The following is a 24,241-nucleotide window of genomic DNA, read 5'->3' as shown; positions in this document are numbered from 1 at the left end:
GTGGTAGATGATGGATGAAAAGGGCCTTTCAAGGGAAGAGGTGCTCCGGCTCCTGGAGGAATACCGGAAGCAGGATATGAGCTACAGCTCCGGAAGGATACTGGGCTCCATGTGCACCTGCTCCCACCCCCTTGCAAGGGAGGTCTACTGCAGCTTCCTTGAATCGAACCTGGGAGACCCCGGACTCTTCAGAGGCACCAGGGACCTTGAATCAAGGGTAATAGGGATGCTCTGCGCCCTGATGGGGAATGCTGATGCCAGGGGGCACATCGTAACAGGGGGCACCGAGGCCAACCTCATGGCCATGAGGGCCGCCAGGAACATGTCAGAAACCAAGAAACCCGAAATAATAGTACCCAGGTCAGCCCACTTCTCCTTCAGGAAGGCCGCGGATATACTCCGCCTTGAGCTCAGGGAGGCTGAACTGGATGATAACTACAGGGTGGACACGTCATCGGTTTCGGACCTCATATCGGATGACACCGTGGCGGTTGTGGGGGTTGCAGGGACAACGGAGCTGGGTATGATAGACCCCATCCCTGAACTCTCAGAGATCTGCCTTGAGGAGGGCATCCACCTCCACGTAGACGCCGCCTTCGGGGGATTCATAATACCCTTCCTCAGGGAGGCCGGTTATGAGCTCCCTGAATTCGATTTCAGACTCCCAGGGGTGTCATCCATAACCGTCGACCCCCATAAGATGGGCCTGGCACCCATACCCAGCGGATGTATCCTCTTCAGGGACGAATCCAGCCTTGATGCCATGAGCATCGACACACCCTACCTTACAGAGAAGCAGCAGTCAACCATAGTGGGCACAAGGACAGGTGCATCGGCTGCAGCCACATGGGCCGTTATGAAGCATATGGGCCGTGAAGGTTACCGTAAACTGGCCCTGAAGGTTATGGGGGTAACATTTAAGCTCCTGGAGGGCCTCAGGGGCCTCGGCTACATACCGGTCACCGAGCCAGAGCTCAACATAGTGGCATTCAACCACCCATCAATCCCACCAGGGGAACTTGCAGGGCTCCTTGAGTCAAGGGGATGGGCGGTTTCAGTTGCATCCTGCCCCCCCGCCATAAGGGTGGTCCTGATGCCCCATATCAGGGAGGAGCACATTGAAATTTTCCTCGAGGACCTTGAAGGCCTCATCTGATAAGCCTGGAGTGATAGGATGATTGAGATAACACTACCCGCAGACCCTGCAGAGATAGGGAAACTTGAGGTGGGTGACAGGGTCCTCCTCAGGGGCACCATCTTCACAGGAAGGGACGCGGCACTCCCGAAACTCGTAGGGGCACTTAAAAATGGTGAAAGTCCCATAGATGTCAAGGGGGCTGCCATAATGCACACCGCCGTAAGCCCTGCAGGGATAGCCCCCACAAGCAGTAACAAGGAGGATATAGAGGAAAGCATACCCTACCTTGCATCTGCAGGGGTCCTGGTACATATAGGGAAGGGTAAGCTTGGCGATGACACAATCAGGGCCCTTGGAGAGGCAGGGGCTGTTTTTATTGTAACACCACCAGTAGCGGCACTCCTCACAAGCAGGGTGAAATCCAGGAGGGTGGCGGCCTTCGAGGAGGAGGGCATGGAGGCCATATTCGAGTTAAGGGTTGAGGGGATCCCGGGGATAGTTGCAGCGGCCTCCGGGAGATCCATATACAGTAATGAATGATAGGATGCCCTCAGCAGGGACCTTTTTTCATGGATCCACGGATAATCTGTGTTGGTTTTGCGGTTATTTTTATTGTGGCTTGTGATGACGACTCCACATCCAATCCATGGATAATCTGTATGGCTTCATGACCCATATCCAGGCAGGAGCCCCTTTATTTTCTGCATTCTGATGGCCTGCCGAAGGCCAGGTCACCTGCATCACCGAGGCCCGGGACGATGTACCCCCTATCATCGAGTTTGTCATCAACACCGCAGGTGTAGACCTCAAGGTCCCGCCTGAGCACCCTTTCAAGGCCCTCCCTTGAGGAGAGCACATTGAATATCACGGTCCTATCAGGGGACCCGAAACCCCCCAGCTCCTCAAGTATGCCCAGCATGGTGTTACCGGTTGCAAGCATGGGGTCAGCCACCACAAGGATCCGGCCATCCAGCCGGGGCATCCTTATGTAGTCTATGGATACATTGAATGGGGGTTCATCTGACCGCCGGGCGCCTATGATCCCGTGATGGGCCTCAGGGAAAACCTTCATCACACCCTCACTGAAGGGCAGCGAGGCCCTGAGTATGCTCACAACAACCATCCTTTCCCGGTCGCTTATCTCAACACCACCTGCAACGCCCAGGGGTGTTTCAACCTCCACATCCCTGTAGTTGAGGGTGTCTGCAAATTCATAGGCCATGTAACGCCCCAGCTCAGAGAGTCCCCGCCTGAAATCCGCAGCTCTAACCCCCTTACGCCTTATGGAGGTCAGGGTCTCCCTTACGATAAGGTTATCAATCAATTTCAGCATCCTCATCACCATCCCCTGTCCTAATCCTTTTACCATGGGCCTGGGGGACCACCTCCACCATGGCATCACTGAATTTAAGGTCGAATTCAGCACCATCAAACAGCATGTGGAGGAACACGGCAAGGGATGATACCTCGGAGTGGGGCTGGTTTGTCACACCAACGTTGTAGTCGGCCAGCCTGTAGACCTTCCCGGGGACCCTTGCACCCCCGACAACCACCAGTTTATCCCTCCCCGTCTCCCTCATGGAGGGTATAACGTCCCTTGCAGGGAGCCCGTACATTGTAAGGTGCACGACCTCTCCACCGCTCCTCTTCCAGTCATCAATGACTCCCTGCCAGTTACGCCTGTAGCTAACCCTGAAGGGACCGCCCCAGCGTTCAACAACATCCTCAACGCTCTCCATAAGATTACGATCCTCCTCACCGCTCAGTATAACCTCCGAGGCCCCGAAGGCCCTTGCGGTTAAACATACATGTGTGGTTATCCTAGCATCCCTTGATCTCCGATGACCCAGTCTCAGAACCTTAACATCCATATCATACTCCTCCAGCTGATTTCTTTTCTTCATTAATCAATCCACGATCAGACAATTTTATCGGTGTTGCGTGTTTAATCAGGGGTTTATCCTTACATTTGATATGCTGGAATTTTATCGTGATGCGTAATCGGCACCATCATATCTGACACCCGCGGGAATCCAGGGTACATGTTGAGCATCAACCCCCCGGCCCGGTCTTCATTAATCATATTAACCTGACACCTGCAAGAAGCCCCAGGAGGGACATCATCCTTGCAAACTCATTGGATGCGCCGAGCACGTCACCAGTACTCCAGTAGAAGTTCCTCCTTGCAACAAGTCCCATGAAGACCCCTGCCAGGATTCCGGAGACAACCGAGACCGCCCCCGGCAGCCCGAGGATGAGGTACCCTGCAACCATCCAGATGAGCCAGACAGGGAGAGCACCACCCCTCCTGGCAGCCAGTATAAAGTAGCGTCCGGTCCCGGTGTCAAGGGGCCTTGATACAAGGGCACATCCAGTTATACCCAGCTTGGCCCCAACCTCGGAGATGAGAAGCCCCTGAAGGATAAGGCCCGTGGGGAGGGAGTAGATTGATGCAATGGTGGTGGAGGATACGATTAGAAGAAGCCCCAGGCCGCCGGTACCTATCCTGGGGTCCCTCATTATCTCAACCTTCCTCTCAAAGGTCCCGTGGGACATGAGGGCATCACCCATATCTATCAGCCCATCAAGGTGATGGAAACCGGTGAACCAGACGGCCACAGCATAGGCCAGGCATGCAGCAACAGGACCCGGCAGGACCCTTGAACAGATAAGTCCGCTTAAACCCACAACACCCCCAATGAACAGCCCAACAAGGGGCCAGTGGAGGGTCAGGGATGCTATATCCTCAACACTCGCATCTGAACGGATCGGAACGATGGTTGAGAAGGATAGGAGACCTGCGAATTTCCTGATGAAGTCCATCTCCAGCCACCTTAATCATTCAAAGATGCGGGACATGCACCCTGCTATGAGCCCTGCAACAGCATCATCGACCATGGGGCCCAGCCCACCTATAACCCCGGGCTTCTCCTCATCATAGCGTTTGAAGTTAAATATGGCCTTTGTACCGGCTATCTGGTTTGCGATGGCCATCCCTATAACCTCATCACTGTAAAGGAACGCCGGGTCATCCCTGAGGTCAAGGCCAAGGAGCCTCCGGTTTTCTATGTCATCCTCAAGGTGGAGTGCCGCTGCAAGAAGGGCCCTCACGTTAAGGTCACCCAGGGCCCGGGTTATCTCGGCCTCAAGCCTTTCCCGGAGCTCAGCGGTGACCTCAACACCGACACAGAGCTCCATTCCAGCATCAACCATCTCTTCCATCCCGGCACCGTGCATCCTCAGGCATTCCTCAACACCAGGACCCGGCAGGAGGACCTTGCCGAGAACATCCCCCACAGCACCCCTGAGGCAGGAATCATCATATTCTGAGCTTCCAGGGAGGGATACAAGGGTTATCCTGGACCTCAGGAGCTTCATGAGTATCCCTGCCCTGAGGGAGGCCTCCTCAACCGCGGCCCTGAAGCACTCCAGGACACGGTCACCGCAGGGCTCCCCAAGGACCACAAGGAGATCCAGGACACCATCATGATATGATGATGCGCAGGTAACATTCTCCAGGGAGCTAACCTCAATATCCCCTGACACCATCTCATATTCAAGTTCACCGGTAAACAGTATGGAGTCTCCAGCCACCACCAGTCCAGAATCCCCAGAGACCACCACCTTATCGCCTTCAAATGATACTCCAATCCCGTTAACATTCACTTCTTCCTTCAAAGGGTTCACCTTCAGTTATTTATCGGTTCATCCAGGCATATCCACATTCATGAGGTTCACCCACATGCGGATGGAGGATACCCATATCCTTATCGGCCCATGGCATCCATCTTATGGACCCTGCCTGTAAGGATCTCCCATCATCAGATTTATTATCTGCACAACACATATCTATATCTGGTGATGTTAATGAAGGTGCATCTGCGTATATTCATTGAGGTTGAGAACCTCGGCCGTGTCATGAACATACTGGCTGATGAGGGCGTCACAGGCTTCTACATTGTGGAGTACAGGGGTGTTTCCCCGGCAGAATGGAAGGGATTCACTGTTAAGGAGGACCCTGAATCAGCCATCTCACTGATACATGACTATGCAAGGGACGCCGTCCTCGTATGCTCCGTTGTGGATGAGGAAATGGTTGAACCCATCATAAAAAGGTTCAGGGATGATATGGGTGAGGAGAAGTACACCATAATGGAGATCCCCATAAAGAGGATAATAGTAAACTCCCCGGGTACCTAGATCCAGGTTTTAGCCATATTCACTGAATGCTTCATGACAGGAATACAGGTGCTCCCATGGTTACGGTAATAGACCCCCAGGTTGCAGGTGTTTCAGGGAACATGATGGTCGGGGCCCTCATGGACCTCGGAGCCCACCCCGAAAGGACAGTTGAGGTAATGGAGGAGGCAGCATCCCACTTCGGCGGTGCTGAGGTCAGGGTCTCTGAGGTTAAAAGGGCGGGTATCAGGGCAACCTACGTTGAAGTGAAAACCGATGAATCACAGGCCATAGGATACAGGGAGTTCCTCAGGCGCCTTGACGGCATCAAAAACCCCCTCCTTGATGATGATATGATGTCAATGGCCAGGGCAGTGTTCCATACAATCGCCCAGGCAGAGTCATCGGTACACGGCAGGGGACTCGATGAGATACACTTCCATGAGGTCGGAGCTGCAGATGCGGTTGCAGATGTTATCGGGGCGGTCTTCGCCTACTTCGACCTTAACATGCACATGGATAAGGTCTACACGCTACCTGTTTCGGTTGGGGGAGGCAGGGTCATGGGGGCCCACGGTATAACACCGGTACCCGCACCTGCAACAGCAGAAATCCTGAGGGGCTTCCCGGTGGAGGGAGGGCCGGCCGAGGTGGAACTCACAACACCAACAGGGGCGGCGCTCCTGGTTAACATGGCAGAGGGCCACAGGAGGTTCTACCCTCCAATGGAGATACAGGCCACAGGCTACGGCGCAGGCAGGATGGACCCGGACTTCCCCAACGTCCTCAGGATCCTCAGGGGAAGGGAACCCCTACCCTCCGACAGGATAGTCCTCCTTGAGACAAATGTTGATCACCTGAGCGGGGAGGTCCTGGGGAGCCTATTCAAGCGACTCATGGATGAGGGGGCCCTTGACGTGACACTAACCCCTGTTATAATGAAGAAGAACAGGCCGGGTCAGCTTATCAGGGTAATATGCAGGGAGGCGGAGCATGAAAGGATCCTTGAGGCCCTGTTCAGGGAGACCGGGACGCTTGGGGTCAGGGTTTTCCCGCAAGTCCACAGGAGCATACTTGAAAGGAAGATAATAGAGGGTGAGGTTGAAATCAGGGGGAGGCGCAGGGCAAGGTTCAAGGTGGGATTCCTTGGATCCAGGCCACTGAACGCAAGGATAGAGTACGATGACGCCCGGAGGATATCCCTTGAGACAGGCATACCCCTCAGGGATGTTATTGAGATGGCGGAGGAACAGTTCAGGGCGTCTCTACAGAGATCAGGAGGTCAATGATGAGGAAGGCCATCAGCATATTATCAGCAGGTATGGATTCGGGTGTCTCAACGGCACTCCTAAGCAGAGAATACGATATAAGTGCCATCACATTTGATTATGGGCAGAGGAGCGCCCAGATGGAGGTCAGGTACGCCAGGAAACTCTCAGAGTACCTGGGAATTGAACACAGGGTCATAGAGCTCCCATGGCTCGGCGAACTCGGAGGTTCCGTGTTGACGGATGATGGGGAGCTGCCCTCACCAGGGGACCTTGATGATGTTGAGGAGTGCCTTGAGACAGCCAGGAAGGTCTGGGTCCCCGGCAGGAACATAGTCTTCACCTCGGTGGGGGTGTCCTTTGCAGAGGCCCTTGACGCGGACGCGGTTATAGTTGGCTGGGACAGGGAGGAGGCAGCCACATTCCCGGATAATTCAAGGGAATTCCTCGAGGCCTTCAACAGCCTCCTGGGTATAGGGACCCTCAGGGGTGTCAGGGTCCTCGCCCCCGTCATTGACATGACCAAGAAGGAGATAGTTGAGGCCGGTATGGAGATGGACTTCCCCTTTGAACTCACATATTCATGTTACACCGGAGAGGATGTCCACTGTGGAGTCTGCGAGTCATGCCTCCGGAGGAGGAGGGCCTTTGAACTTGCAGGGGCTGAGGACCCCACAGAGTACCGTGAATGATGAATAGAAGGTCATTCACGGCCTTTAATCAGAAGGCATCCCCATCCCCTTGAGGGCATAGGCATTCACTCTTTCTTCGAGGGAACCAATCCGTAGAAGCCTCATGAAATGACTGTTAGATGGGAAAGGTGGCGGTCAGTGATTATTATTTAATTTTTACCCGGAAGGTAGCCTAAAACCTGAATTTAGAAACCCTCCTGAGTCTCCTGATTATTACGCTGGCCGCACCCGCAGTAATAGCCAGAGAGCCCTGACAATTTATGGTATGCGTCGGATTTTCAGAAAAGAGTGCTGCCTCGGAAGTTTTTCCAGTATCATCAGCTAAAAGGCGCCGACTTTGAAGTTTTTCATTTCAGCTAAAATAGAAAAAAAATAAATTGGGAGGTTCAGGATGTGGGGAAAGGGATCAGTCTAACTATTTTATGACCATGAGGACGGCTCCGGTCTCCACACGTTCACCCTCCTCAACATATATCTTCTCAACAACACCACCATGGGGTGTCTGGATGTCGTTCTCCATCTTCATGGCCTCAACAACCGCAACAACATCCCCTGCATTCACAGTGTCACCCTCATTGACCTTGATCTTCACAACCATACCCTGCATCGTTGACTTAACCGCACCCTCAACATCCAGGGGTTCGGGTTCAGCCTCCTCTATGGTCATGTAGCCTGCAGGAACCACCCTCACCTGGAACTCGTCACCATCAACCTCAACATGGAAGAGGGTCGGCACGTCACCGGGTGCAGGTGACTCCTCTCTGGGTGGCTCCAGGGGTTCGGCTTCAACTTCACCCCTCAGGAACCTGGGTGCTATGGCAGGGTAGAGGGCCAGGGTGAGGATATCCTCCTCCTTCCCTATTATACCCATCTCCTCACCGCGCCTCCTGCACTCCTCAAACTGCGGTTTAAGGGTGTCTGCGGGCCTGCAGTCTATTGGCTTCTCATCCCCTATAACCTTCCTGGCGACCTCCTGATTCACAGGGGCGGGGGGCCTCCCGTAGAGTCCCCTGAAGTAGTCCTTAACCTCATTGGTGACCATACTGTACCTTTCACCGCTTAGGACATTCATAACGGCCTGTATACCGACTATCTGGCTGGTGGGCGTTACAAGTGGAGGGTAACCCATATCCTTCCTCACCCTGGGCATCTCCTCCAGCACCTCCTCATAGCGGTCAAGGGCGTTCTGTTCCTTGAGCTGGGATACAAGGTTTGACAGCATACCCCCAGGGATCTGATAGATCAGCACATCCGTGTCGATCTGCTCGGCTATAGGGTCCAGGATGCTGCTGTACTTCTTCCTTATCCCCTCGAAGTACTTCTTTATGTTCTTGAGTATCCGGAGGTCAAGTCCGGTGTCGTATGGCGTGTCCCGGAGTGCAGCCACAACACTCTCGGTCGGCGGCTGCGACGCCCCCCATGAGAGGGGTGATATTGCAGTATCAAGAATGTCAACACCAGCCTCACAGGCAGCATAGTAACTCATGGGGGTCATGCCGCTTGTGCAGTGGCAGTGGAGGTTCACCATAAGGTCCGTCTCCTCCTTCAGGGTCCTTACCAGTTCATAGGCGTCATGGGGTGATATGAGCCCTGCCATGTCCTTTATAGCCACTGAGTCACATTCAAGGGCCTCAAGCTCCCTTGCAAATTCAACGTAACTCTCAAGGGTGTGGTAGGGGCTTATGGTGTAACAGATGACCCCCTGGACATGGGCATCCTGCTCCCTGGCAACCTTTATGGCGTACTCCATGTTCCTGAGGTCATTGAGGGCGTCGAATATCCTGAAAACATCAACGCCGTTTTCATATGCCTTCTCGATGAACTTCCTCACAATATCATCGGGGTAGTGTTTGTAACCGACAAGGTTCTGTCCCCTGAGGAGCATCTGGATGGGTGTCTTCTTCACGTTATCCTTAAGAGCTCTGAGTCTTTCCCATGGATCCTCATTGAGGTAGCGTATACATGTATCGAAGGTTGCGCCGCCCCAGGCTTCCAGTGAAAAGAAACCCACCCTGTCCATTTCCTCTGCAATGGGTATCATGTCCTCGGTACGAAGGCGGGTTGCAAGGAGTGACTGGTGCGCATCCCTGAATGCTGTTTCAATGACCTTTATCCCTTTCATGGTGACCCTCTCATGAAATCAATCAAATTCTTTATATAGATAGTAGGAACTTCCTTAAATACTTGGAAGCGGTATTAATATGGAGGCCTTTCATCCCACACCCGTAAAGGGTTATAAGGGATGATGACCAAATTCTAACCATTAAATTCACTCATAAAACTGTAAGGGAGAATAGGAAATGGCAAAGATAATAATAGATTACGATGAATGTGATGCATGCGGAGAATGCGTTGATGTATGCCCGATGGAGGTACTCATAATAGTCGACGGGAAACTCAAGGTCCAGCACCCTGAGGAATGCAATGAGTGCGAGGTGTGCATGGACGTCTGTCCAAACGAGTGCATAGAGGTCCAGGAGGACTGAGGTCCTCCGGAGACAACCCATCAAGGGATGTATTTCTCTTTCCCCTTCAAAATCAGGGGGTTTTTAAAATACTTGTTTTTCCCCCCTCAGATTCATTTATAAAAATAGATGTTTATCTTTCTCTTTTCCCTTCAATGAATTCATCCACCATCCTCGCAGCCTCATCATCGGTGTACTGTTCAGGCGGATGCTTCATGGTGTAGGCTGATATGGATGTCAGGGGACCCGCAACACCCCTCTCGATTCCCAGTTTACAGCACCTTATGGCGTCAATGACACACCCCGCTGAGTTAGGAGAGTCCTCAACGCTCAGTCTGAGCTCAAGGTTCATTGGAACATCACCGAAGAGCCTCCCCTCCATCCTCAGGAAGCAGATCTTGTTATCCTTCTGCCAGGGTATGTAGTCACTTGGACCTATATGGATGTTTTCGGGTTCAAGGCGATCATCACCCAGTATTGACTGGACAGCCTCTGTCTTTGACTCCTTCTTTGAGTCAAGACGGTCACGGTTCAGCATGTTAAGGAAGTCGGTGTTTCCACCCGTGTTTATCTGGTATGTCCTGTCAAGCTTCACACCCCTCCTTTTGAAGAGGTTTGCAAGGGTCCTGTGGGTTATCGTAGCCCCGAGCTGGGCCTTTATATCATCACCCACAATGGGGATCCCCCTCTCCTCAAACTTCCCGGCCCATTCAGGGTCACTTGCAATGAATACAGGCATGTTGTTAATGTAGGCAACACCGGCATCAAGGGCGCACCTGGCATAGAACCTGGCAGCCTCCTCTGACCCCACCGGGAGGTAGTTGAGGAGTATCTCAGCACCACTCTCCCTTAGGACCTCAACAACGTCCACGGGATCCTCATCAGCAACCACGAAGGTCTGATCCTCAGGGTAATCCTTCATGTGCGGGGCCACCCCGTCTAGGACGTGGCCCATTGAAACCTTAACACTGGTCTCAGGGACATCACAGAACACGGTTGTACAGTTCGGGGGTGCGAATATGGCTTCACTTAAATCCTTACCCACTTTTCTCTTGTCTATATCGAATGCTGCAACCACCTCAATGTCCCCGGGACCGTATCCGCCGATTTCCCTGTGCATGAGGCCTATTGCATCATCAGCACCCTTTTTCTGATAATAATATATCCCCTGGATAAGGGAGCTGGCACAGTTCCCCACACCTACTATAGCGATCTTTATCTTATCCAATTGAAACACCTTTCAGAGATTTATGGTAATCATAAAATCAAGGCTATGAATTGATTAACTTACTTTTTAAGGTTTGCATATTAAACTATTTAAATCTTTCGCCGGGACACACCTCTGAATGGAGGTCTCTAAAATGGGGGATGGTGAACCACCATGATGCAGCACACCATCAATGTGGAGTTCTCTGGGGTCCTCCATGAGGCTAGGCCATGAAAGGACAAAACCACCCTTCCCTGCTGTACTTTATCAGTTGATGTTCTGGAGTGGGAGTATCATCCGGAGTATAGGGTGTTTCAGTAGTTTATCAGTGAGGCTCTGATGAAGAGGAGTATCATCCAGAGTATAAAGAGGAAGAGCCCTGAAAACCGCCGGTAACCTGGAAGCCCCCTGTTGAACCTCCAGTTAAGGACAACTATAAGGAGCAGGACAATGTTTTCAACGTTCCCCATTATGTTAAGGGGGTTTGTGATGTAGGTGAGGGCCCATCCCAGGGCAAGAAGGAGGATACCGCCCCATCCAAGCCGCTTAAGGGGCCCGTATATTTCAGGGGACCCCCTCCCGCTCCTTGAGAAGATCAGGATGGCGAGGAATGCCCCCATACCCGCAACCATACCAAGGAACTGCATGAAAAGGGGGAGGACAGGCACGTCGAAGACATCGGACTTAAGCAGAGGGAGGAGCAGGAGGGCGTTGAGGGCCTCTGCCGGTGGGAAGGATTCAATATCCCCCACTGCAAGGACATAGGGGTCCCTGTTTGTCTGGCTCCGGACCCTTATACGGTAGGTTCCAGGTTCCACCGTACGGTTGAACTCGGGCCCCTTGAAGTAGGAGTCGCCGCCGAATTCTTCAAAGTACGGCTCCCATTCTGTGAGGTTACCCTGGAGGGTCGTGATGAGGGTGCCGTCATCCCTGAGGATATCAACAGCCACAGGCCTGGAATCCACAGAGTAGGGGACCAGTATGTTAACGTATAACCTGAAGGGTTTATCAGAACTCACCGTGAAATAGACGGGTTTTCCCGTGAGCTTTCCGTAGAATGCCTGGGATACTTCAGGGTTTTTAATTGTAACATCCGTACCAGTGACGAGTCTGGGCTGATGTGCGCATGCAGTGCCTGCAAGGGCAGCTGCAAGTAGAAAAATTAACAGGAGACGCCATCTCATGTTACCATTTATGTTAAATTAAACTAATAAGTTTTACTACCGGTGAACTAAAATCTTATTACAGTTTAGTGGGGCTGTTATGGGTTTTTGTCAGGGAATATGATCTTATTACAGTTTAGTGGGGCTGTTATGGGTTTTTGTCAGGGAATATGATCTTATTACAGTTTAGTGGGGCTGTTATGGGTTTTTGTCATGGAATCTGATCTTACTACAGTCCACTGCACATGTTACGGCTTAGAGTTTTATCACGGTACTGCAGGTCCCTGAACCCTTATTCCACACCATAAGCCTGTTACGGCCTAGAGTTCTATCACGGTCCCGGGTCGCAGGGGCCTGACATTACCCAGGATGTCATCAAGTTCATGGAGGGCCTCCTCTGATGTGCAGTGGCCGGTGTAGATCTCACGGACCTTGAATTCCGCAAGTCCCCGGGCAACCCCGCTGACGTCACCTGAAAGGTGGAACCCCCCTGCAAGGACACCGATGCTCCTATCAGGGAAGAGTTGAGAGGCGGCTTCAACAATATTCAGGATCCCGCTGTGGGAGCAGCCGGTTATAATGTGAACCTCACGCCCGGATTCGATGACAAGGACGATTTCATCCTGAAAGCTGTCAGGTACCAGTCCCGACCCGGCTTCCATGAAGAGTGTCCGGTTACCCGCGGGCCTCCCGAACCTTCCCCCAAAGTCCTTCAGGATGGTGTAGCCATCCCCCAGGGGTAATGTTTCACCCACAAAGTTTATACGCTCACTTTTAACTTCAGGGATACCTATGAACCGTTTAACAGAATCTTCAACCGCGTAACGCCTCCTGAAAGCCCCCTCCCCCATGAACACCTCTGCACTGTCGTTGATACCCATGAAGTGTCTGAGGCCGCCTCCATGGTCATAGTGTCCATGGGATATGATGGCAGCATCTGCACCCCCCAGTTCAAGGCCGAGGATGGACGCGTTTTCTGCAAAGAGGCTGCTTTGACCGGTGTCAAAGAGGATGTCCCTTTCACCCTCAATGTAGAGGGAAAGTCCGTGCTCCCCCATGAGTGTGTGTGATGGCTTATCCTCAACAAGGCATGTTATCCTATTCATTCAGGTCCTCCGGTACTTAGCATGGGATTGGGTTCTGGTGTGGGGATAGTACTCCTATTCATTCAGGTCCTCCGGTACTTCAGCCGGGGCACCCTTCACTGTCCCGGCCCCATGATCCTCCGAGTTTCTCATATCCAGCCTGTCAAGGATCCTGTCGATCCTCCTCTGAACATCCTCGATGGGGTCCTCGGTGTTTATAATGTACCATCCATCCGCAAGTTTAAGGGCCTTCTCACGGGTCTTCCTGAGGTCCTCAAGGTTTTCAAACATCTCATGCTCATCCCTCTCCATGAGCCGCCTCAGGGACTCCTCGGGTGAGACGTCAAGGAAGAACATGTACTCGGTTGTCGGCAGGACCCTGTAGAGGACCCTGTAGAGCAGTACAGCCAGGAACTCAGGGAGATAGGCCACACCCATAAGGTACCTTGAGAATATCAGCGTATCAGCCCCTGGATTCGATCGCCACCGGTACTTCCAGAGGGACCTTATAACGTCAAGGGCGTAGAATATGGATGCACGGATATGGTTTATCCTCCCACCCTCAAGGAGGGCCCTCCTGGCCCTCCTACCGTAGGGGTTGTCATCCTCGGGGTGTGACCTGAAGACCACCCGTTCACCCATTGAGAGGTACCTCCTCTTTATAAGCTCGGCATGGGTGTCCTTACCGGCACCATCAAGTCCATCAATAACTATGAACCTCATAGACCCACCCCTGTGGTCAGAAGGTAGGCTGCAACAGCCCCGAAGCATGCCGTCAGGTTATCAAGCCCCTTAGGTGTCAGCCCCTCAAGGAGGGTTGCTGTAAGGGCAACCAGGAGGATGATGATGGGGTTGGGCCTCTGGGAGTAGTATATGAGTACCAGGGGGATGGTGACCAGGAGGACCAGGAACATCCCCAGGGACCCCTCAAGGCTCTTCCTGTCACCGAGCACACTGTAGGTGGTTTTACCGAAGCGCTGGCCTGTGAGGCTCGCGAATCCATCACCATAGGACATTGCAGCTATACCTATCCCGGTGATCCACGGCCTGTCAAAGAAGATATACGCCATTAGGGTCCAGGATATGGAGTAGTATACAAGGCCAAGGCCATGGCCGTAGGATGAGGCGCGATGCTTTATCTTAAGGGGAGAGTAGGGACTTATAAGGAAGGTGAGGACTATGAAGGGGGCTGCTGCAAGGAATGTGATTACAAATCGGCTCTGAAAGAGGGGAAGTATAAAAAGGATGTTACCCACCATTATATGTATGAATTTACGGCTTAGATTTGGTTTATCCTCAGGTAACCTCTCAGACACAAGTAATAAAACTGCAACATACACATATACCATTAGAAGTCCAAGAACATCACTGCCGTTCATAGAGACTATGAAGTATTTCACTCTATAAGTGACTTTTGATTTAAAGTGGAGCATAGAATCATTTATCACACCCATATGGAGGTGCATCACCTTGAACCCGTACCTTGAGATACTCAGACCAGTAAACGCCCTTATGGCGGTTATAACCATAATACTCATGGCACTCATCGCAGGCAGCTCTGACCCATCAGTCATTGTTGCATCGGCCGTTGTGTTCATCGCAACAGGGGCAGGTAATGCCGTTAACGACTACTTTGACCATGAAATAGACGCTGTGAACAGGCCATCCCGCCCAATACCATCAGGGAGGATTAGCCGGAGGGCTGCAGGGATCTACTCCGCCGCCCTATTTTTTACAGCCTCCCTCCTGGGCCTTTACCTGGGCACCATCCCGGGCCTCATAGTGGTTTCAAGTTCACTCCTCATGGTCTACTATGCATGGAGCCTCAAGAAGAAGTGCCTTGTGGGTAATGTCACAATATCATTCCTGACCGGCCTCAGCTTTGTCTTTGGTGGCGTGGTTGTGGGTGAGGTTGCCACATCCATTTACCTCGGTTTCTACGCCTTCCTCATGACCATGGCAAGGGAGATAGTTAAGGACATGGAGGATGTCCGGGGCGACAGGCTTAACGGGGCATCAACCCTCCCCATAAAATATGGGATGAGGGTTTCAGGCATCCTTGCAGCTGTATTCATGTTCTCAGCCAGCCTAACAAGTCCGGTACTCTATTTCATGGGCATATTCTCTGCACTCTACCTTCCGGTCCTCATGGCTGCAATAGCAGTGTTCCTCAGGGCTGCCCTGATGATCCTGAGGGAACAGGATGTTGAAACGGCCTCCAGGGTGTCCCGGCTGATAAAGACCGGCATGGCGGTGACCTTCATGGCATTCGCAGCCGGAAGCAGGACCCTGACAGGGATTCTGATGGGACTGATATGATGGTCGAAACCATGATCCCTCCAGGTTAAGGGACCCATATAATGGCATGAAGGTGAAATTCACATCCCCAACCCGCCTAGGTGAAGATGTTCACATAAAAACTTTAGTGTATGTGAAGGGCAGTTAACATTAGGGTAGGTGAAGGAGGTAGATGTTCATCCCCCCAACCTTGACACAAACTCCTTCAAAAACCACCCTAACCTTTTCATCCCCCTAACCATGTTCCAGGTGGAACCACCTGGAACCCTACTTCTTTTTCTCCTCTAAAAACTGCACCTATAGAGACGGCTGGCCCTGAAACTGTTTTTAAAAAGAATTAAGTGATCCATCCCACCAAGGGTCCGAGGGTTAAAAAAATTATTTATAAGTCAGGGGACCTGAATTTACCCTTCACTAACCGCTCTTTATCCCCGTTATATCAACCACATCAACGAGTTTCCGGACATGGCTCCTGTTCATCTTCACGAGACAGGCAAGGGGGTCCTCGGGTGAATGACCCAGGGCCCTAAGGATGTTCCTTGACAGGTTCCTGGTCTCTATGAGGTCAGCGAACATCTTCTTAACACGTTCAACCTCCCCGGGTTCCGTCTCCTCAACTATCTGGCCCTGCAGTGTGACGAAGCGGTACTCTGAAAGGTCAGGTTTATAGTTCTCTATCTCAACAGCCACACAGGGGTTGTTCCGCAGGAGTTCTATCTTCCTACCGTACCTTGTTGAGAGGAAGTAGATGTGCTCACCATCAAAGACGTAGAGGAACGGGGCTATGTAGGGGTATTCCCCGTTGAATGCTATCCTGCTCATGAAGTTCTCTGATATGAATTCATCATACTCCTCCCTGCTCATGAGGGGTATCTTAACTATTCCCATGATCTGTCACCTCCAGTGTTTTACGGGTCCTTAAGGATGGTGCCATGACCGTGCAGTGGACAGGCTAACCCTCCACCACAGGGTAACCCGCCCTCACCCAGGCGGTTATACCCCCCAGGAGCGTGGCCGCATCCACCCCGTGTCCCTGCAGTAGGCTTGCAGCGATGGTTGACTTGTAGCCAGAGTCACAGTAGATGAGAAGGTTCCCCTCAGGCACACTGTCAATGTTCCCGGGGAGATCCCCGACCCAGATGTGCTCCGAGCCCTCAATATGGAACCTTTCACGGTCAGTTATCTTCCTGACATCCAGTAAACTGAATTCATCAAGCCTCTCAGCGAGCTCATGGACCCCAAGGGCATCCAGCTTACTGACCTCGTTACCAGCCATGTACCATGACTGGAATCCACCTGCAAGGTAGCCGGCCATGTTATCATACCCGATCCTTATCATGGACCTCCTCACAGGGTCCAGGCCATGGCCCTCACCCACGATGACCAGGGGGTCCTCATAGTTGAGGAAGTAACCGGCGAAGGCAGCGAACCCATCCTGCCAGATGTTAATGCTCCCGGGCACGTGTCCGCCTGCAAATCCAGCGGGGTTGCGGACATCAACCACCTGGGCACCATCATCCATAAGTTCCCTGAATTCAGGGACGCTGAGGGCCTCAAGGTACGGGTTATCAACCGGGGCCCCCTTCAGGTTGTTCTCCTCCATCCTCCTGAAGTATGGGGGAGTGTAGAGCCTCTCTGATCTCTTGTGTTCAATGAACTCCCCACGGCTCATTGAGAGGTAGGGGTTTGTGAGCTTCTCATAGCCGATGGTTGTAACGTCCTGGTCCCTTATCTCGGCACCGCACACAGATCCCGCCCCGTGGGCAGGCAGGAGAAGGACATGGTCACCCAGGGTGAGAATCTTTTCATGTATACTGTCATAGAGGAGCCCCGCAGTTTCCTCTATCCTTTCAGGGCCAAAGAAGTCAACACGCCCGGTTTCACCGGCGAAGAGCACATCCCCCGTAAACACCATTATGGCATCATCGCTGACATCAGGGTACCTTACAGCCACTGAGATGCTCTCATATGTATGGCCTGGAGTTTCAAGGACCTCCAGTTCCAGGGACCCGACTTTAAAGGTGTCACCATCCACCACAGCCGTACCGTACCTGAAGCTTGTGAAGGATCTGTTCATTTTCTTCGGTTTCAGGTCCATCCACCACAGCCGTACCGTACCTGAAGTCCAGTGCAGAGCCATGGAGTATCTCCGCATCCACGTAGCGTGCAAGCTCCACGGACCCGATGGTGTAGTCCTCGTTCCGGTGGGTCTCGAAGATGTACCTTATGTTCATGCCGTGCCCCTCTGCAAGGTCAAGGTAGACGTCAACATCCCTCCTGGGGTCTATGACCGCAGCTTCACCACCGGAACCAAGGAAGTAGGAGTTATGTGAAATTCCCCCGGACTTTACGGTTTCAAGTATCATACCATCACCATATAACAATATGGATGGTACATTCAGTTATAATTTTTTATAAAAATTTAACAGCAAAAATTATTTAATCATGAAAACCGTTAAGATCTATGATTCGTCCAGTGGCACATCAGTTTCTGAATTATCCAGGGGGAATCTGACCCCTATGCGGACACCATCCGAGCCATCTATTTCAAGCCGGCCTCCAAGCTGCCCTGCAAGGTTTATCATGAGCTCCATCCCCAGCTTACCGTCCCTTTCGGGGTCAAAATCCGGAGGAAGTCCCACGCCGTCATCAGCCACTACAAGGTTCGCAGTGTCCCCATCCTGCATAATGGGACTGCTCATGGATCCAGAACACCCAGAATAAAGTTTAAATGATCCTAAGGCCCCCCTGATGGCCTGGGGAGAACAACAAACCCACCACATATTAATAGTATTACCCATAGATTAATCCATGAAACAAGAGGGGGTCCAGTGTGAACATTATAGAGACAGAGGCCATAAGCAAAAGGTATGATGACTTCCTTGCAGTTAACAGGGTTGACCTCCAGGTCCCGGAGGACTCAATATACGGTGTCCTGGGACCCAACGGGGCAGGTAAGACTACGCTCATATCAATGCTCTGCACCATCCTCCACCCGACATCAGGGAGGGGATGGGTGAATGGATACGATATTGTGAGGGAGTCAAAGAAGGTGAGGGAGTCCATAGGGATAGTATTCCAGTCAAGGGCCCTTGACGATATCCTCACAGGGAGGGAGCACCTTGAAATGCACGCAGCCCTCTACGGAGTCCCGGGGGATATAAGGAAACAGAGGATAGAGGAGGTCCTTGAACTCATAGCCCTCGGTGACAAGGCGGATGAATACGTGAAGACCTACTCTGGAGGTATGAAGAGGCGGCTCGAGATAGGCAGGGGCCTCATACACCACCCAAGGGTACTCTTCCTTGATGAACCAACACTCGGACTCGACCCCCAGACCAGGGAGAGCATATGGAAGTATATAAGGAAGCTCAACAGGGAGGAGGACGTCACGGTGCTCCTCACAACACACTACATGGAGGAGGCCGATAAACTCTGCGACGAGGTGGCAATAATGAGCCGGGGCAGGATAATAAAGGCCGACGCACCCCGGAACCTTAAAAGGGAGCTCGGGGCCGATAAGATAACCGTGAAGGTTGACAGGGCAGGGGAGTTCTATGAACTCATAGGTAAACAGGACTACGTCAGGGAGGCCTTCATCTCAGGGGATGAGATAAAGCTGCTGGTGGAGGTGGGTGAGAACCTCATACCTGAGATAGTGAACTTCGCAGCGGCCCGGGGATTCTACATCAGGTCGGTTGAACTGGAGCACCCGACCCTTGAGGATGTCTTCATAAAGTACACGGGTTCAGGTATAGGCGGGGAGGCCTGATACCGATGCCGGAACTTGAAGGTATATACACGATATGGCTCCGTGAGATGAAGAGGTTCTTCAGGTACAGGTCAAGGATAGTGACGTCGGTTGTGACACCTCTGCTGTGGCTCATAATATTCGGGACCGGCCTGGGGGCCGCTGTACGCTTCGGAGGAGTTTCAGGGGGGTACAGGGCCTTCATCTACCCGGGTATAATCGGTCAGACCATACTCTTCACCTCAATATTCTCGGGGGTCTCGGTGATAATAGACAGGCAGTACGGTTTCCTCAAGGAGATCCTCGTAGCCCCGGTATCAAGGCAGGCGATAGTTATAGGGAAGGCCCTGGGTATAAGCACGGCGTCCATGATACAGGCAGCCATACTCCTCCTCCTGTCATTCATAGTGGGTGTTACTATGTCCCCGGCCTGCTTTGCTGTGAGCATGGTCATAGCCCTCATAATATCCATGGGACTCGGCGGCCTGGGCCTTGTTATCGCGGCCTTCACGGATAGTATGGAGGGGTTCAACCTTATAATGAGCTTCATAGTCCTCCCGATATTCCTCCTGAGCGGGGCCCTGTTCCCCATCACGGGCCTCCCGGCATGGCTGCAGGGCGCGGTCTACATCAACCCCCTCACCTATGCTGTTGACGCCCTCAGGTTCACCATACTCAGGGAGTCGGTCCTCCCCCTCGGCCTTAACCTTGCCGTTATAACATTCTTTGCAGTGGTTTCTGTCTCGGCAGCAGCATTCCTCTTCAGCAGGAAGGAGCAGAACCTGATGTGATCATGGGAGTTGAGGACGCTTCAGAAAGGTGAAGGAATCTTTCTTTCCATTGGGGGGATAAGCTTATCCGTGAAACAATGGAAGCACCATATTAAAAGTTTATTATTTTTATTGAATGGTAAATTTTATATATTCTTTCAATTAGATGTGTTGTATACATATTGGCAAATACTGGAATGGTGTATATATGAGGCTTCTCCTAGAATTTAAGACTGATGAAGACTTTAAATACACTGCAATTAACAATTACACCATTCAGGGCTTTATATACTCTTTTTTAAAGAGAAGCAGGTCATTCCATGAGTACCATGACATGGATGGCTTCAAGTACTTTTGTTTTTCAAACATCTTTCCAGTATCTGATTTTAGAAAAGAAGAACCTAAGAGGATACTGATATCATCTCCTGACTATAGGCTAATAAGGACCCTTGAAAGAGAAATCAGGAGAAACCGCTCCGCATATCTGGGCAAATACCCTGTTAAAATAGAATCTGTAAGCCTGTTTAAACCGAAACTCGAAAGAAGTTTCATAACCAGCACCCCGGTTGTCCTGTACCAGAATGCAAGTAAGAATTATTTTTTTTCAATGAAGAAAACTAATGACTTCCAGTTTTTCATGGATCGCTTGAAAGAAAATGCCCTGAAAAAGTATAACTCGTTCTATGATGATCAATACTACTTTGAAGGGAATATTTTTGACCGGCTTGAATATTCTCGTGAAGTGGCGGTTAGACTCAAGAAGGCGGATAAACTTTTTATAGTTATAGGCACACTATGGAAAAACCTTGAAAAGTTTAACATGGATAACAAAAAGTTTTATTATTTCTTACTGGAGTGCGGCCTTGGTGAAAAAAATTCACTCGGATTTGGAATGTTAAACACAGTGGGGAGTATTAAAAATGGTTGAGATGAATTTTGACAAACACGACTTTCTATATGATAACGGCCTTGTAAATATCTTTTTAGAGATGAGGTCTGATGAGAGATTTGAAAACATCGATGAGTATACGGTAAGGTACAGAAATTCAGATTTCAGACTTAAAGATACCTCTCTTGAGTTCAAGGGGACATTTGAGGACTTGAAAGAAGCCTATTTCATTTTACGCAGCATTTATTATTCCAGAGTATTTGAGGAAACTCAAAATTACAAACCTTACTATGACCCAAGGATTGATGATGTTGTAATAAGGCCAAAACTTAATGTTAAACCATTTCTTCAGAGATCCGAAAGGACAAAGGATCTTTTACCTAAAATCAGCGTTCCTAAAGAAAAACTGGAATTTCTAAAAGAGAGAGAAATCGAAGTGAAGAAAAACTTCGATAAAAAGATAGGTAAAAATGAGAGTCTTCAGTACGGTAAAACTGGAAAGGTCATGATTCACCTAGAACCAGAAAAGCTTGGTGAAAAGATTGCATATAAGGTAAAGGAACTTCATGAAGGAGATGGGTGTTACTTCTGTGGCCTTAAATACTCAAAATACCTCGATGCCGAAAGTAAAAAAGAGAAGAAGTTCACAATACTATCTTCTAATCTGATATTTGATTTCGGAACAGGGGACTCAAAGCCATCTTTTAGAGATCTAAGAGCAAAGAAAGACATAACCGTCTGTTTTTTTTTGTGATTTAATATACAGGTACGGTCTTTTAAATAATTATTTTCAGAATAATAACGTTTTCATAATAGCAGCACCTTCCTTAAGATTCCTTTATAATGTTAAAAGGAAGCTGAAAATTCCTGCAGATTACCTTGAAGAATCAAAGAACAGTTCTAATTTCATTTTAGCAGGAGATTTTGCAGCAACTGACGTGTATTCAAAACTGTTACTTTTAATATATAAGGTTAAATCAAAGATTCTGGACAGGGATGATCTCTCATATCTTTCCATATTTTACTTTATAGTGACTTCAAGGAGTGTTGATGATCTACGAGTATATAATAGGCTTTCATATATATCAGAGTTCTTTGATAAAACAGGAGATATAAAAAACAGCTCAAACACTTCTTTTTTAAAAACACTGATAAATTATGCATATTACAAGAATATAAGTAAATTTGAGGTCAAGAATTTACCCAGGAAGGAACTTTCAAGGAGAATACTACTGGGTCTTCCTCTTGACCCTGTCATAATGGATCTCTCTTTTTATAATTTATCTTTGGATAATCCGTCCGGCTTGAATCCCTTATTACTTTATCTGTTTTCTGAAAAATACCTGGAGGTAACTGGAATGACAGAATTAAAGGAATTGCATAGAATATGCAGACTTGTGGGAGACAGGATAGGCTACTTTGCAGCCCAGTACGGGAACAAGGACATACTGTACCCTTTAAGGGAGATAGGGAACCTTGAAGGACTCACAGAGTTTTTCAAGAACCTTGAATATGAAGTAATGAAAGAAGACGCTGGAGCCATATGGAATTCTAAGGCAGATGAAACAGGTAAAAAATACAGCGAGCTGATACACGACATCCTGGAAGAAGCAGACAATAACAAAAAAATCCTCTTAATAAGGAATTATCTTGCTATTTATGCAATACAGAAGTATCTAGCCGCCAAATATGCCAAAAACAAAGGAGGAAATTAAGATGAGCAGAAAATTTGTGAATGTTGGATACATAACTCGGGTCAACATCGACAACCTAAACAGCAGTGAGAACCCCGGGAACATGGTAGTTCTGAAGAAAGTTCAGGACAGTAAAGGAAACTATTTCCCATACGTGTCAGGACAGGCATTGAGATACTACCTGAAGGAGACAATGAACCAGCTTGGAATGAAAATCACAAAACTAGATAAGAACGGCGAATATGTAATTGAAGCTAAAAGTAAGGGAGATGAGAGATACAGGGAGATACTGGATAACCATCCCGACCTTGATCTGTTTGGCTTCATGGAAGCCGCTAAGGGTTCGGGAAAAATGGCTCTTAGGCGCTGGTCCCCTGTAAAGGTTTCACCATTAATAAGCATCTTCCCATGGAAGGGGGAGAGCGATCTCCTCACAAGAAAGAAGGAAGGCCAGGAAGGAGGAGATCTTGTAAAAGTTGAAATCAACACCTTTAATTTCATGAAAGGAAACATCGTAATGGATATTGACGCTATAGGCTCAACTGTTGACGAGCTGAACTATGATATCGAGGCCGTCATAGGACCTGAAGAGAAAAAATCAAGGATAGGGTACATTGTCGATGCAATAAAGAACATAGACGGTGGAGCGAAAAAGGCAAGACTTCTTGATGACTTAACTCCAAAATTAGTGGTTGTAACGCTCCAGAAGGCAGGAACTCCAATTTTCCTCAATGCCCTCGATGTCGATGAAAGCGGAAATGTTAAAATAGAATATATAAAGGAGATAATCGACGAATTCAGTGAAATAATTGAAGACTACTGCATAGGCATAAGATCCGGAATATTCTCCAATGAGGAAGAGATAAAATCAGAATTTAATGAGAATGTAACCTCCGTTAACAGGGCTCTTGACCGTGTCAAGGAATGGGTTTAACGGTGTTAAAATGAAGGCAGTGAGGTTCATTGCAGAGGGCCTTATAAATTCTTTCAGGATGCCCCAGACGTCAGTATTTCAGCTCACATACCTTGCGCCCACAAAGACCCAGATAGCGGGCTTCCTGGCAAATATCATGGGCAAAACAGAGGAAGAATACTACCAGCTCCTTGATGACATCAAAGTAGGGATAGTGCCTTTATACATAGAATCTATTTTCAATGATGCATGGACATTCAAAAAATGGAAATCTAGCGGAGCGGGCAGAGATATACTGCAACGCGAAAAGATTTACAGAGGCAAATTCCTGATTTACATCTCCGCAGACGAGCCTGTCCTTGAGGATATCCTGAAATTTTTAAGGTATCCCTCAAGGATACCCTCTCTTGGAATGGACGATGAACTGGTCCTGATAAGGGACGTAAAAAAGATTGAAATGGAATCTAAAGATGATTCGGTTGTCCACAGTGTATTTACTTACAATGAGGGAATGGAATACAAGTATCGCCCTAAAGGGGATAATTCGCTTCTATTTCCCCCCCGGCTAATCACAGTCAACCTTAAATTTGACAGGAAAGCAATTCCCAGGAAGCCCACGGATTTTGTCCAGGTGGTGGAGTCCCTGGGATTCGAATTTGATGTCAGCGAGGACAAACGAGTCCATATTGACAGGGAATATGAATACAGTGTGGAACTGATCTGAGGGTT

28 protein-coding genes are annotated in these 24,241 nt (G+C 49.9%); 14 read left to right on the top strand and 14 right to left on the bottom strand.

Going from position 1 to position 24,241, the window contains the following annotated elements; all coding sequences use genetic code 11:
* The first annotated feature begins 10 nt into the window (after positions 1-10).
* Together mfnA and N5910_RS07610 are read left to right on the top strand one after the other, a co-directional pair.
* Positions 11-1,156: a tyrosine decarboxylase MfnA gene (mfnA, locus tag N5910_RS07615; protein ID WP_261599509.1), complete on the top strand. Its 1,146-nt coding sequence runs from the start codon at positions 11-13 to the stop codon at positions 1,154-1,156.
* 18 nt (positions 1,157-1,174) lie between these two features.
* Positions 1,175-1,678, top strand: coding sequence for a fumarate hydratase C-terminal domain-containing protein (locus N5910_RS07610; RefSeq protein ID WP_191216152.1), 504 nt, complete (start codon positions 1,175-1,177; stop codon positions 1,676-1,678).
* A gap of 154 nt (positions 1,679-1,832) precedes the next feature.
* Here the strand turns inward: N5910_RS07610 and upp are convergent, their stop codons facing one another.
* The 4 genes from upp to cobZ form a co-directional block, all read right to left on the bottom strand.
* On the bottom strand, positions 1,833-2,477 hold the full coding sequence (gene upp, locus N5910_RS07605) for a uracil phosphoribosyltransferase (protein WP_238337891.1): 645 nt from the start codon (positions 2,475-2,477) through the stop codon (positions 1,833-1,835).
* Positions 2,455-3,009 carry a tRNA (cytidine(56)-2'-O)-methyltransferase gene (locus N5910_RS07600; RefSeq protein WP_191216606.1) on the bottom strand — a complete coding sequence of 185 codons (555 nt, stop codon included), beginning with the start codon at positions 3,007-3,009 and terminating at the stop codon, positions 2,455-2,457. The genes upp and N5910_RS07600 overlap by 23 nt, the downstream gene beginning before the upstream one ends.
* A gap of 208 nt (positions 3,010-3,217) precedes the next feature.
* Positions 3,218-3,961, bottom strand: coding sequence for an adenosylcobinamide-GDP ribazoletransferase (gene cobS, locus N5910_RS07595; RefSeq protein ID WP_191216151.1), 744 nt, complete (start codon positions 3,959-3,961; stop codon positions 3,218-3,220).
* 15 nt (positions 3,962-3,976) lie between these two features.
* Positions 3,977-4,825 carry an alpha-ribazole phosphatase CobZ gene (gene cobZ, locus N5910_RS07590; RefSeq protein ID WP_238337890.1) on the bottom strand — a complete coding sequence of 283 codons (849 nt, stop codon included), beginning with the start codon at positions 4,823-4,825 and terminating at the stop codon, positions 3,977-3,979.
* Positions 4,826-5,005: 180 nt separating this feature from the next.
* On the opposite strand from cobZ, the gene N5910_RS07585 reads away from it, so the two are divergent.
* Genes N5910_RS07585 through queC form a run of 3 tightly spaced genes read left to right on the top strand, consistent with a single transcriptional unit; the run spans position 5,006 to position 7,277 of the window.
* Complete coding sequence (locus N5910_RS07585) at positions 5,006-5,338, top strand: MJ1244 family protein (RefSeq protein ID WP_074359385.1); 333 nt, start codon at positions 5,006-5,008, stop codon at positions 5,336-5,338.
* 56 nt (positions 5,339-5,394) lie between these two features.
* Complete coding sequence (gene larC / locus N5910_RS07580; RefSeq protein ID WP_261599508.1) at positions 5,395-6,606, top strand: nickel pincer cofactor biosynthesis protein LarC; 1,212 nt, start codon at positions 5,395-5,397, stop codon at positions 6,604-6,606.
* Entirely contained in the window at positions 6,603-7,277 is a 675-nt protein-coding gene (gene queC, locus N5910_RS07575) for a 7-cyano-7-deazaguanine synthase QueC (RefSeq protein WP_238337889.1), read from the top strand. Before larC ends, queC begins: the two co-directional genes overlap by 4 nt.
* Positions 7,278-7,692: 415 nt before the next feature.
* On the opposite strand, the gene oadA is transcribed toward queC, so the two are convergent.
* Positions 7,693-9,399 carry a sodium-extruding oxaloacetate decarboxylase subunit alpha gene (gene oadA / locus N5910_RS07570; RefSeq protein ID WP_261599507.1) on the bottom strand — a complete coding sequence of 569 codons (1,707 nt, stop codon included), beginning with the start codon at positions 9,397-9,399 and terminating at the stop codon, positions 7,693-7,695.
* 178 nt (positions 9,400-9,577) lie between these two features.
* Between oadA and N5910_RS07565 the strand changes: the two genes are divergently transcribed.
* Entirely contained in the window at positions 9,578-9,763 is a 186-nt protein-coding gene (locus N5910_RS07565) for an ATP-binding protein (protein ID WP_074359381.1), read from the top strand.
* 112 nt (positions 9,764-9,875) lie between these two features.
* Here the strand turns inward: N5910_RS07565 and N5910_RS07560 are convergent, their stop codons facing one another.
* The 5 genes from N5910_RS07560 to N5910_RS07540 all read right to left on the bottom strand — a co-directional run bounded on the left by N5910_RS07560 (position 9,876) and on the right by N5910_RS07540 (position 14,597).
* A complete protein-coding gene (locus N5910_RS07560; protein ID WP_261599506.1) occupies positions 9,876-10,970 on the bottom strand; it encodes an inositol-3-phosphate synthase in 1,095 nt (364 codons plus the stop codon).
* Positions 10,971-11,263: 293 nt separating this feature from the next.
* A complete protein-coding gene (locus N5910_RS07555; protein WP_261599505.1) occupies positions 11,264-12,133 on the bottom strand; it encodes a hypothetical protein in 870 nt (289 codons plus the stop codon).
* 299 nt (positions 12,134-12,432) lie between these two features.
* On the bottom strand, positions 12,433-13,218 hold the full coding sequence (locus tag N5910_RS07550) for an MBL fold metallo-hydrolase (RefSeq protein ID WP_074359378.1): 786 nt from the start codon (positions 13,216-13,218) through the stop codon (positions 12,433-12,435).
* 54 nt (positions 13,219-13,272) lie between these two features.
* The gene (locus tag N5910_RS07545) at positions 13,273-13,920 is read right to left on the bottom strand and encodes a nucleoside/nucleotide kinase family protein (protein WP_074359377.1); all 648 of its coding nucleotides are present in this window, start codon (positions 13,918-13,920) and stop codon (positions 13,273-13,275) included.
* Complete coding sequence (locus tag N5910_RS07540) at positions 13,917-14,597, bottom strand: diacylglycerol/polyprenol kinase family protein (protein ID WP_238337886.1); 681 nt, start codon at positions 14,595-14,597, stop codon at positions 13,917-13,919. Before N5910_RS07540 ends, N5910_RS07545 begins: the two co-directional genes overlap by 4 nt.
* Before the next feature lie 70 nt (positions 14,598-14,667).
* Here N5910_RS07540 and N5910_RS07535 point away from each other — a divergent pair, with 70 nt between their 5' ends.
* Positions 14,668-15,516: a UbiA family prenyltransferase gene (locus tag N5910_RS07535; RefSeq protein WP_074359376.1), complete on the top strand. Its 849-nt coding sequence runs from the start codon at positions 14,668-14,670 to the stop codon at positions 15,514-15,516.
* A 393-nt stretch (positions 15,517-15,909) separates the two neighbouring features.
* Here the strand turns inward: N5910_RS07535 and N5910_RS07530 are convergent, their stop codons facing one another.
* From N5910_RS07530 to N5910_RS07515, 4 genes are all read right to left on the bottom strand, one after another.
* Entirely contained in the window at positions 15,910-16,383 is a 474-nt protein-coding gene (locus tag N5910_RS07530) for a pyridoxamine 5'-phosphate oxidase family protein (protein ID WP_261599504.1), read from the bottom strand.
* 64 nt (positions 16,384-16,447) lie between these two features.
* The gene (locus tag N5910_RS07525) at positions 16,448-17,593 is read right to left on the bottom strand and encodes a rhodanese-like domain-containing protein (RefSeq protein ID WP_370518318.1); all 1,146 of its coding nucleotides are present in this window, start codon (positions 17,591-17,593) and stop codon (positions 16,448-16,450) included.
* Complete coding sequence (locus N5910_RS07520; RefSeq protein WP_238337885.1) at positions 17,520-17,861, bottom strand: MBL fold metallo-hydrolase; 342 nt, start codon at positions 17,859-17,861, stop codon at positions 17,520-17,522. The genes N5910_RS07525 and N5910_RS07520 overlap by 74 nt, the downstream gene beginning before the upstream one ends.
* A 96-nt stretch (positions 17,862-17,957) precedes the next feature.
* A complete protein-coding gene (locus N5910_RS07515) occupies positions 17,958-18,197 on the bottom strand; it encodes a hypothetical protein (RefSeq protein WP_145924544.1) in 240 nt (79 codons plus the stop codon).
* A gap of 131 nt (positions 18,198-18,328) precedes the next feature.
* Between N5910_RS07515 and N5910_RS07510 the strand changes: the two genes are divergently transcribed.
* From N5910_RS07510 to cas5, 7 genes are all read left to right on the top strand, one after another.
* Positions 18,329-19,267: an ATP-binding cassette domain-containing protein gene (locus tag N5910_RS07510; RefSeq protein WP_261599502.1), complete on the top strand. Its 939-nt coding sequence runs from the start codon at positions 18,329-18,331 to the stop codon at positions 19,265-19,267.
* Between the two features lie 5 nt (positions 19,268-19,272).
* Positions 19,273-20,037: an ABC transporter permease gene (locus N5910_RS07505; RefSeq protein WP_191216146.1), complete on the top strand. Its 765-nt coding sequence runs from the start codon at positions 19,273-19,275 to the stop codon at positions 20,035-20,037.
* 187 nt (positions 20,038-20,224) lie between these two features.
* On the top strand, positions 20,225-20,944 hold the full coding sequence (gene cas6, locus N5910_RS07500; protein ID WP_261599501.1) for a CRISPR-associated endoribonuclease Cas6: 720 nt from the start codon (positions 20,225-20,227) through the stop codon (positions 20,942-20,944).
* The gene (locus N5910_RS07495) at positions 20,937-21,659 is read left to right on the top strand and encodes a hypothetical protein (RefSeq protein WP_261599500.1); all 723 of its coding nucleotides are present in this window, start codon (positions 20,937-20,939) and stop codon (positions 21,657-21,659) included. The genes cas6 and N5910_RS07495 overlap by 8 nt, the downstream gene beginning before the upstream one ends.
* A gap of 184 nt (positions 21,660-21,843) precedes the next feature.
* Positions 21,844-22,620 (top strand): hypothetical protein, encoded by a 777-nt coding sequence (locus tag N5910_RS07490; protein ID WP_261599499.1) that lies wholly within the window; start codon positions 21,844-21,846, stop codon positions 22,618-22,620.
* Positions 22,595-23,533, top strand: a complete 939-nt coding sequence (gene cas7i / locus N5910_RS07485; RefSeq protein WP_261599498.1) for a type I-B CRISPR-associated protein Cas7/Cst2/DevR — start codon at positions 22,595-22,597, stop codon at positions 23,531-23,533. The genes N5910_RS07490 and cas7i overlap by 26 nt, the downstream gene beginning before the upstream one ends.
* A 10-nt stretch (positions 23,534-23,543) precedes the next feature.
* Positions 23,544-24,236 carry a CRISPR-associated protein Cas5 gene (gene cas5, locus N5910_RS07480; RefSeq protein ID WP_261599497.1) on the top strand — a complete coding sequence of 231 codons (693 nt, stop codon included), beginning with the start codon at positions 23,544-23,546 and terminating at the stop codon, positions 24,234-24,236.
* The last annotated feature ends 5 nt before the right edge of the window (positions 24,237-24,241 follow it).

It is taken from the genome of Methanothermobacter wolfeii (assembly GCF_025397995.1).
GTDB classification, from domain to species: Archaea; Methanobacteriota; Methanobacteria; order Methanobacteriales; family Methanothermobacteraceae; genus Methanothermobacter; species Methanothermobacter wolfei.
The sequence above is the reverse complement of the archived record's forward strand: the minus strand, read 5'-3'. Positions and strand labels throughout refer to the sequence as shown.

What these genes read in the sequence shown, in the direction of transcription:
- mfnA (WP_261599509.1), top strand. Translation starts at nt 11, where the DNA reads ATGGATGAAAAGGGCCTTTCAAGGGAAGAGGTGCTCCGGCTCCTGGAG.
- N5910_RS07610 (WP_191216152.1), top strand. Translation starts at nt 1,175, where the DNA reads ATGATTGAGATAACACTACCCGCAGACCCTGCAGAGATAGGGAAACTT.
- upp (WP_238337891.1), bottom strand. Translation starts at nt 2,477, where the DNA reads ATGAGGATGCTGAAATTGATTGATAACCTTATCGTAAGGGAGACCCTG.
- N5910_RS07600 (WP_191216606.1), bottom strand. Translation starts at nt 3,009, where the DNA reads ATGGATGTTAAGGTTCTGAGACTGGGTCATCGGAGATCAAGGGATGCT.
- cobS (WP_191216151.1), bottom strand. Translation starts at nt 3,961, where the DNA reads ATGGACTTCATCAGGAAATTCGCAGGTCTCCTATCCTTCTCAACCATC.
- N5910_RS07585 (WP_074359385.1), top strand. Translation starts at nt 5,006, where the DNA reads ATGAAGGTGCATCTGCGTATATTCATTGAGGTTGAGAACCTCGGCCGT.
- larC (WP_261599508.1), top strand. Translation starts at nt 5,395, where the DNA reads ATGGTTACGGTAATAGACCCCCAGGTTGCAGGTGTTTCAGGGAACATG.
- queC (WP_238337889.1), top strand. Translation starts at nt 6,603, where the DNA reads ATGATGAGGAAGGCCATCAGCATATTATCAGCAGGTATGGATTCGGGT.
- oadA (WP_261599507.1), bottom strand. Translation starts at nt 9,399, where the DNA reads ATGAAAGGGATAAAGGTCATTGAAACAGCATTCAGGGATGCGCACCAG.
- N5910_RS07565 (WP_074359381.1), top strand. Translation starts at nt 9,578, where the DNA reads ATGGCAAAGATAATAATAGATTACGATGAATGTGATGCATGCGGAGAA.
- N5910_RS07555 (WP_261599505.1), bottom strand. Translation starts at nt 12,133, where the DNA reads ATGAGATGGCGTCTCCTGTTAATTTTTCTACTTGCAGCTGCCCTTGCA.
- N5910_RS07550 (WP_074359378.1), bottom strand. Translation starts at nt 13,218, where the DNA reads ATGAATAGGATAACATGCCTTGTTGAGGATAAGCCATCACACACACTC.
- N5910_RS07545 (WP_074359377.1), bottom strand. Translation starts at nt 13,920, where the DNA reads ATGAGGTTCATAGTTATTGATGGACTTGATGGTGCCGGTAAGGACACC.
- N5910_RS07530 (WP_261599504.1), bottom strand. Translation starts at nt 16,383, where the DNA reads ATGGGAATAGTTAAGATACCCCTCATGAGCAGGGAGGAGTATGATGAA.
- N5910_RS07525 (WP_370518318.1), bottom strand. Translation starts at nt 17,593, where the DNA reads ATGGACCTGAAACCGAAGAAAATGAACAGATCCTTCACAAGCTTCAGG.
- N5910_RS07520 (WP_238337885.1), bottom strand. Translation starts at nt 17,861, where the DNA reads ATGATACTTGAAACCGTAAAGTCCGGGGGAATTTCACATAACTCCTAC.
- N5910_RS07515 (WP_145924544.1), bottom strand. Translation starts at nt 18,197, where the DNA reads ATGAGCAGTCCCATTATGCAGGATGGGGACACTGCGAACCTTGTAGTG.
- N5910_RS07505 (WP_191216146.1), top strand. Translation starts at nt 19,273, where the DNA reads ATGCCGGAACTTGAAGGTATATACACGATATGGCTCCGTGAGATGAAG.
- cas6 (WP_261599501.1), top strand. Translation starts at nt 20,225, where the DNA reads ATGAGGCTTCTCCTAGAATTTAAGACTGATGAAGACTTTAAATACACT.
- N5910_RS07495 (WP_261599500.1), top strand. Translation starts at nt 20,937, where the DNA reads ATGGTTGAGATGAATTTTGACAAACACGACTTTCTATATGATAACGGC.
- cas7i (WP_261599498.1), top strand. Translation starts at nt 22,595, where the DNA reads ATGCCAAAAACAAAGGAGGAAATTAAGATGAGCAGAAAATTTGTGAAT.
- cas5 (WP_261599497.1), top strand. Translation starts at nt 23,544, where the DNA reads ATGAAGGCAGTGAGGTTCATTGCAGAGGGCCTTATAAATTCTTTCAGG.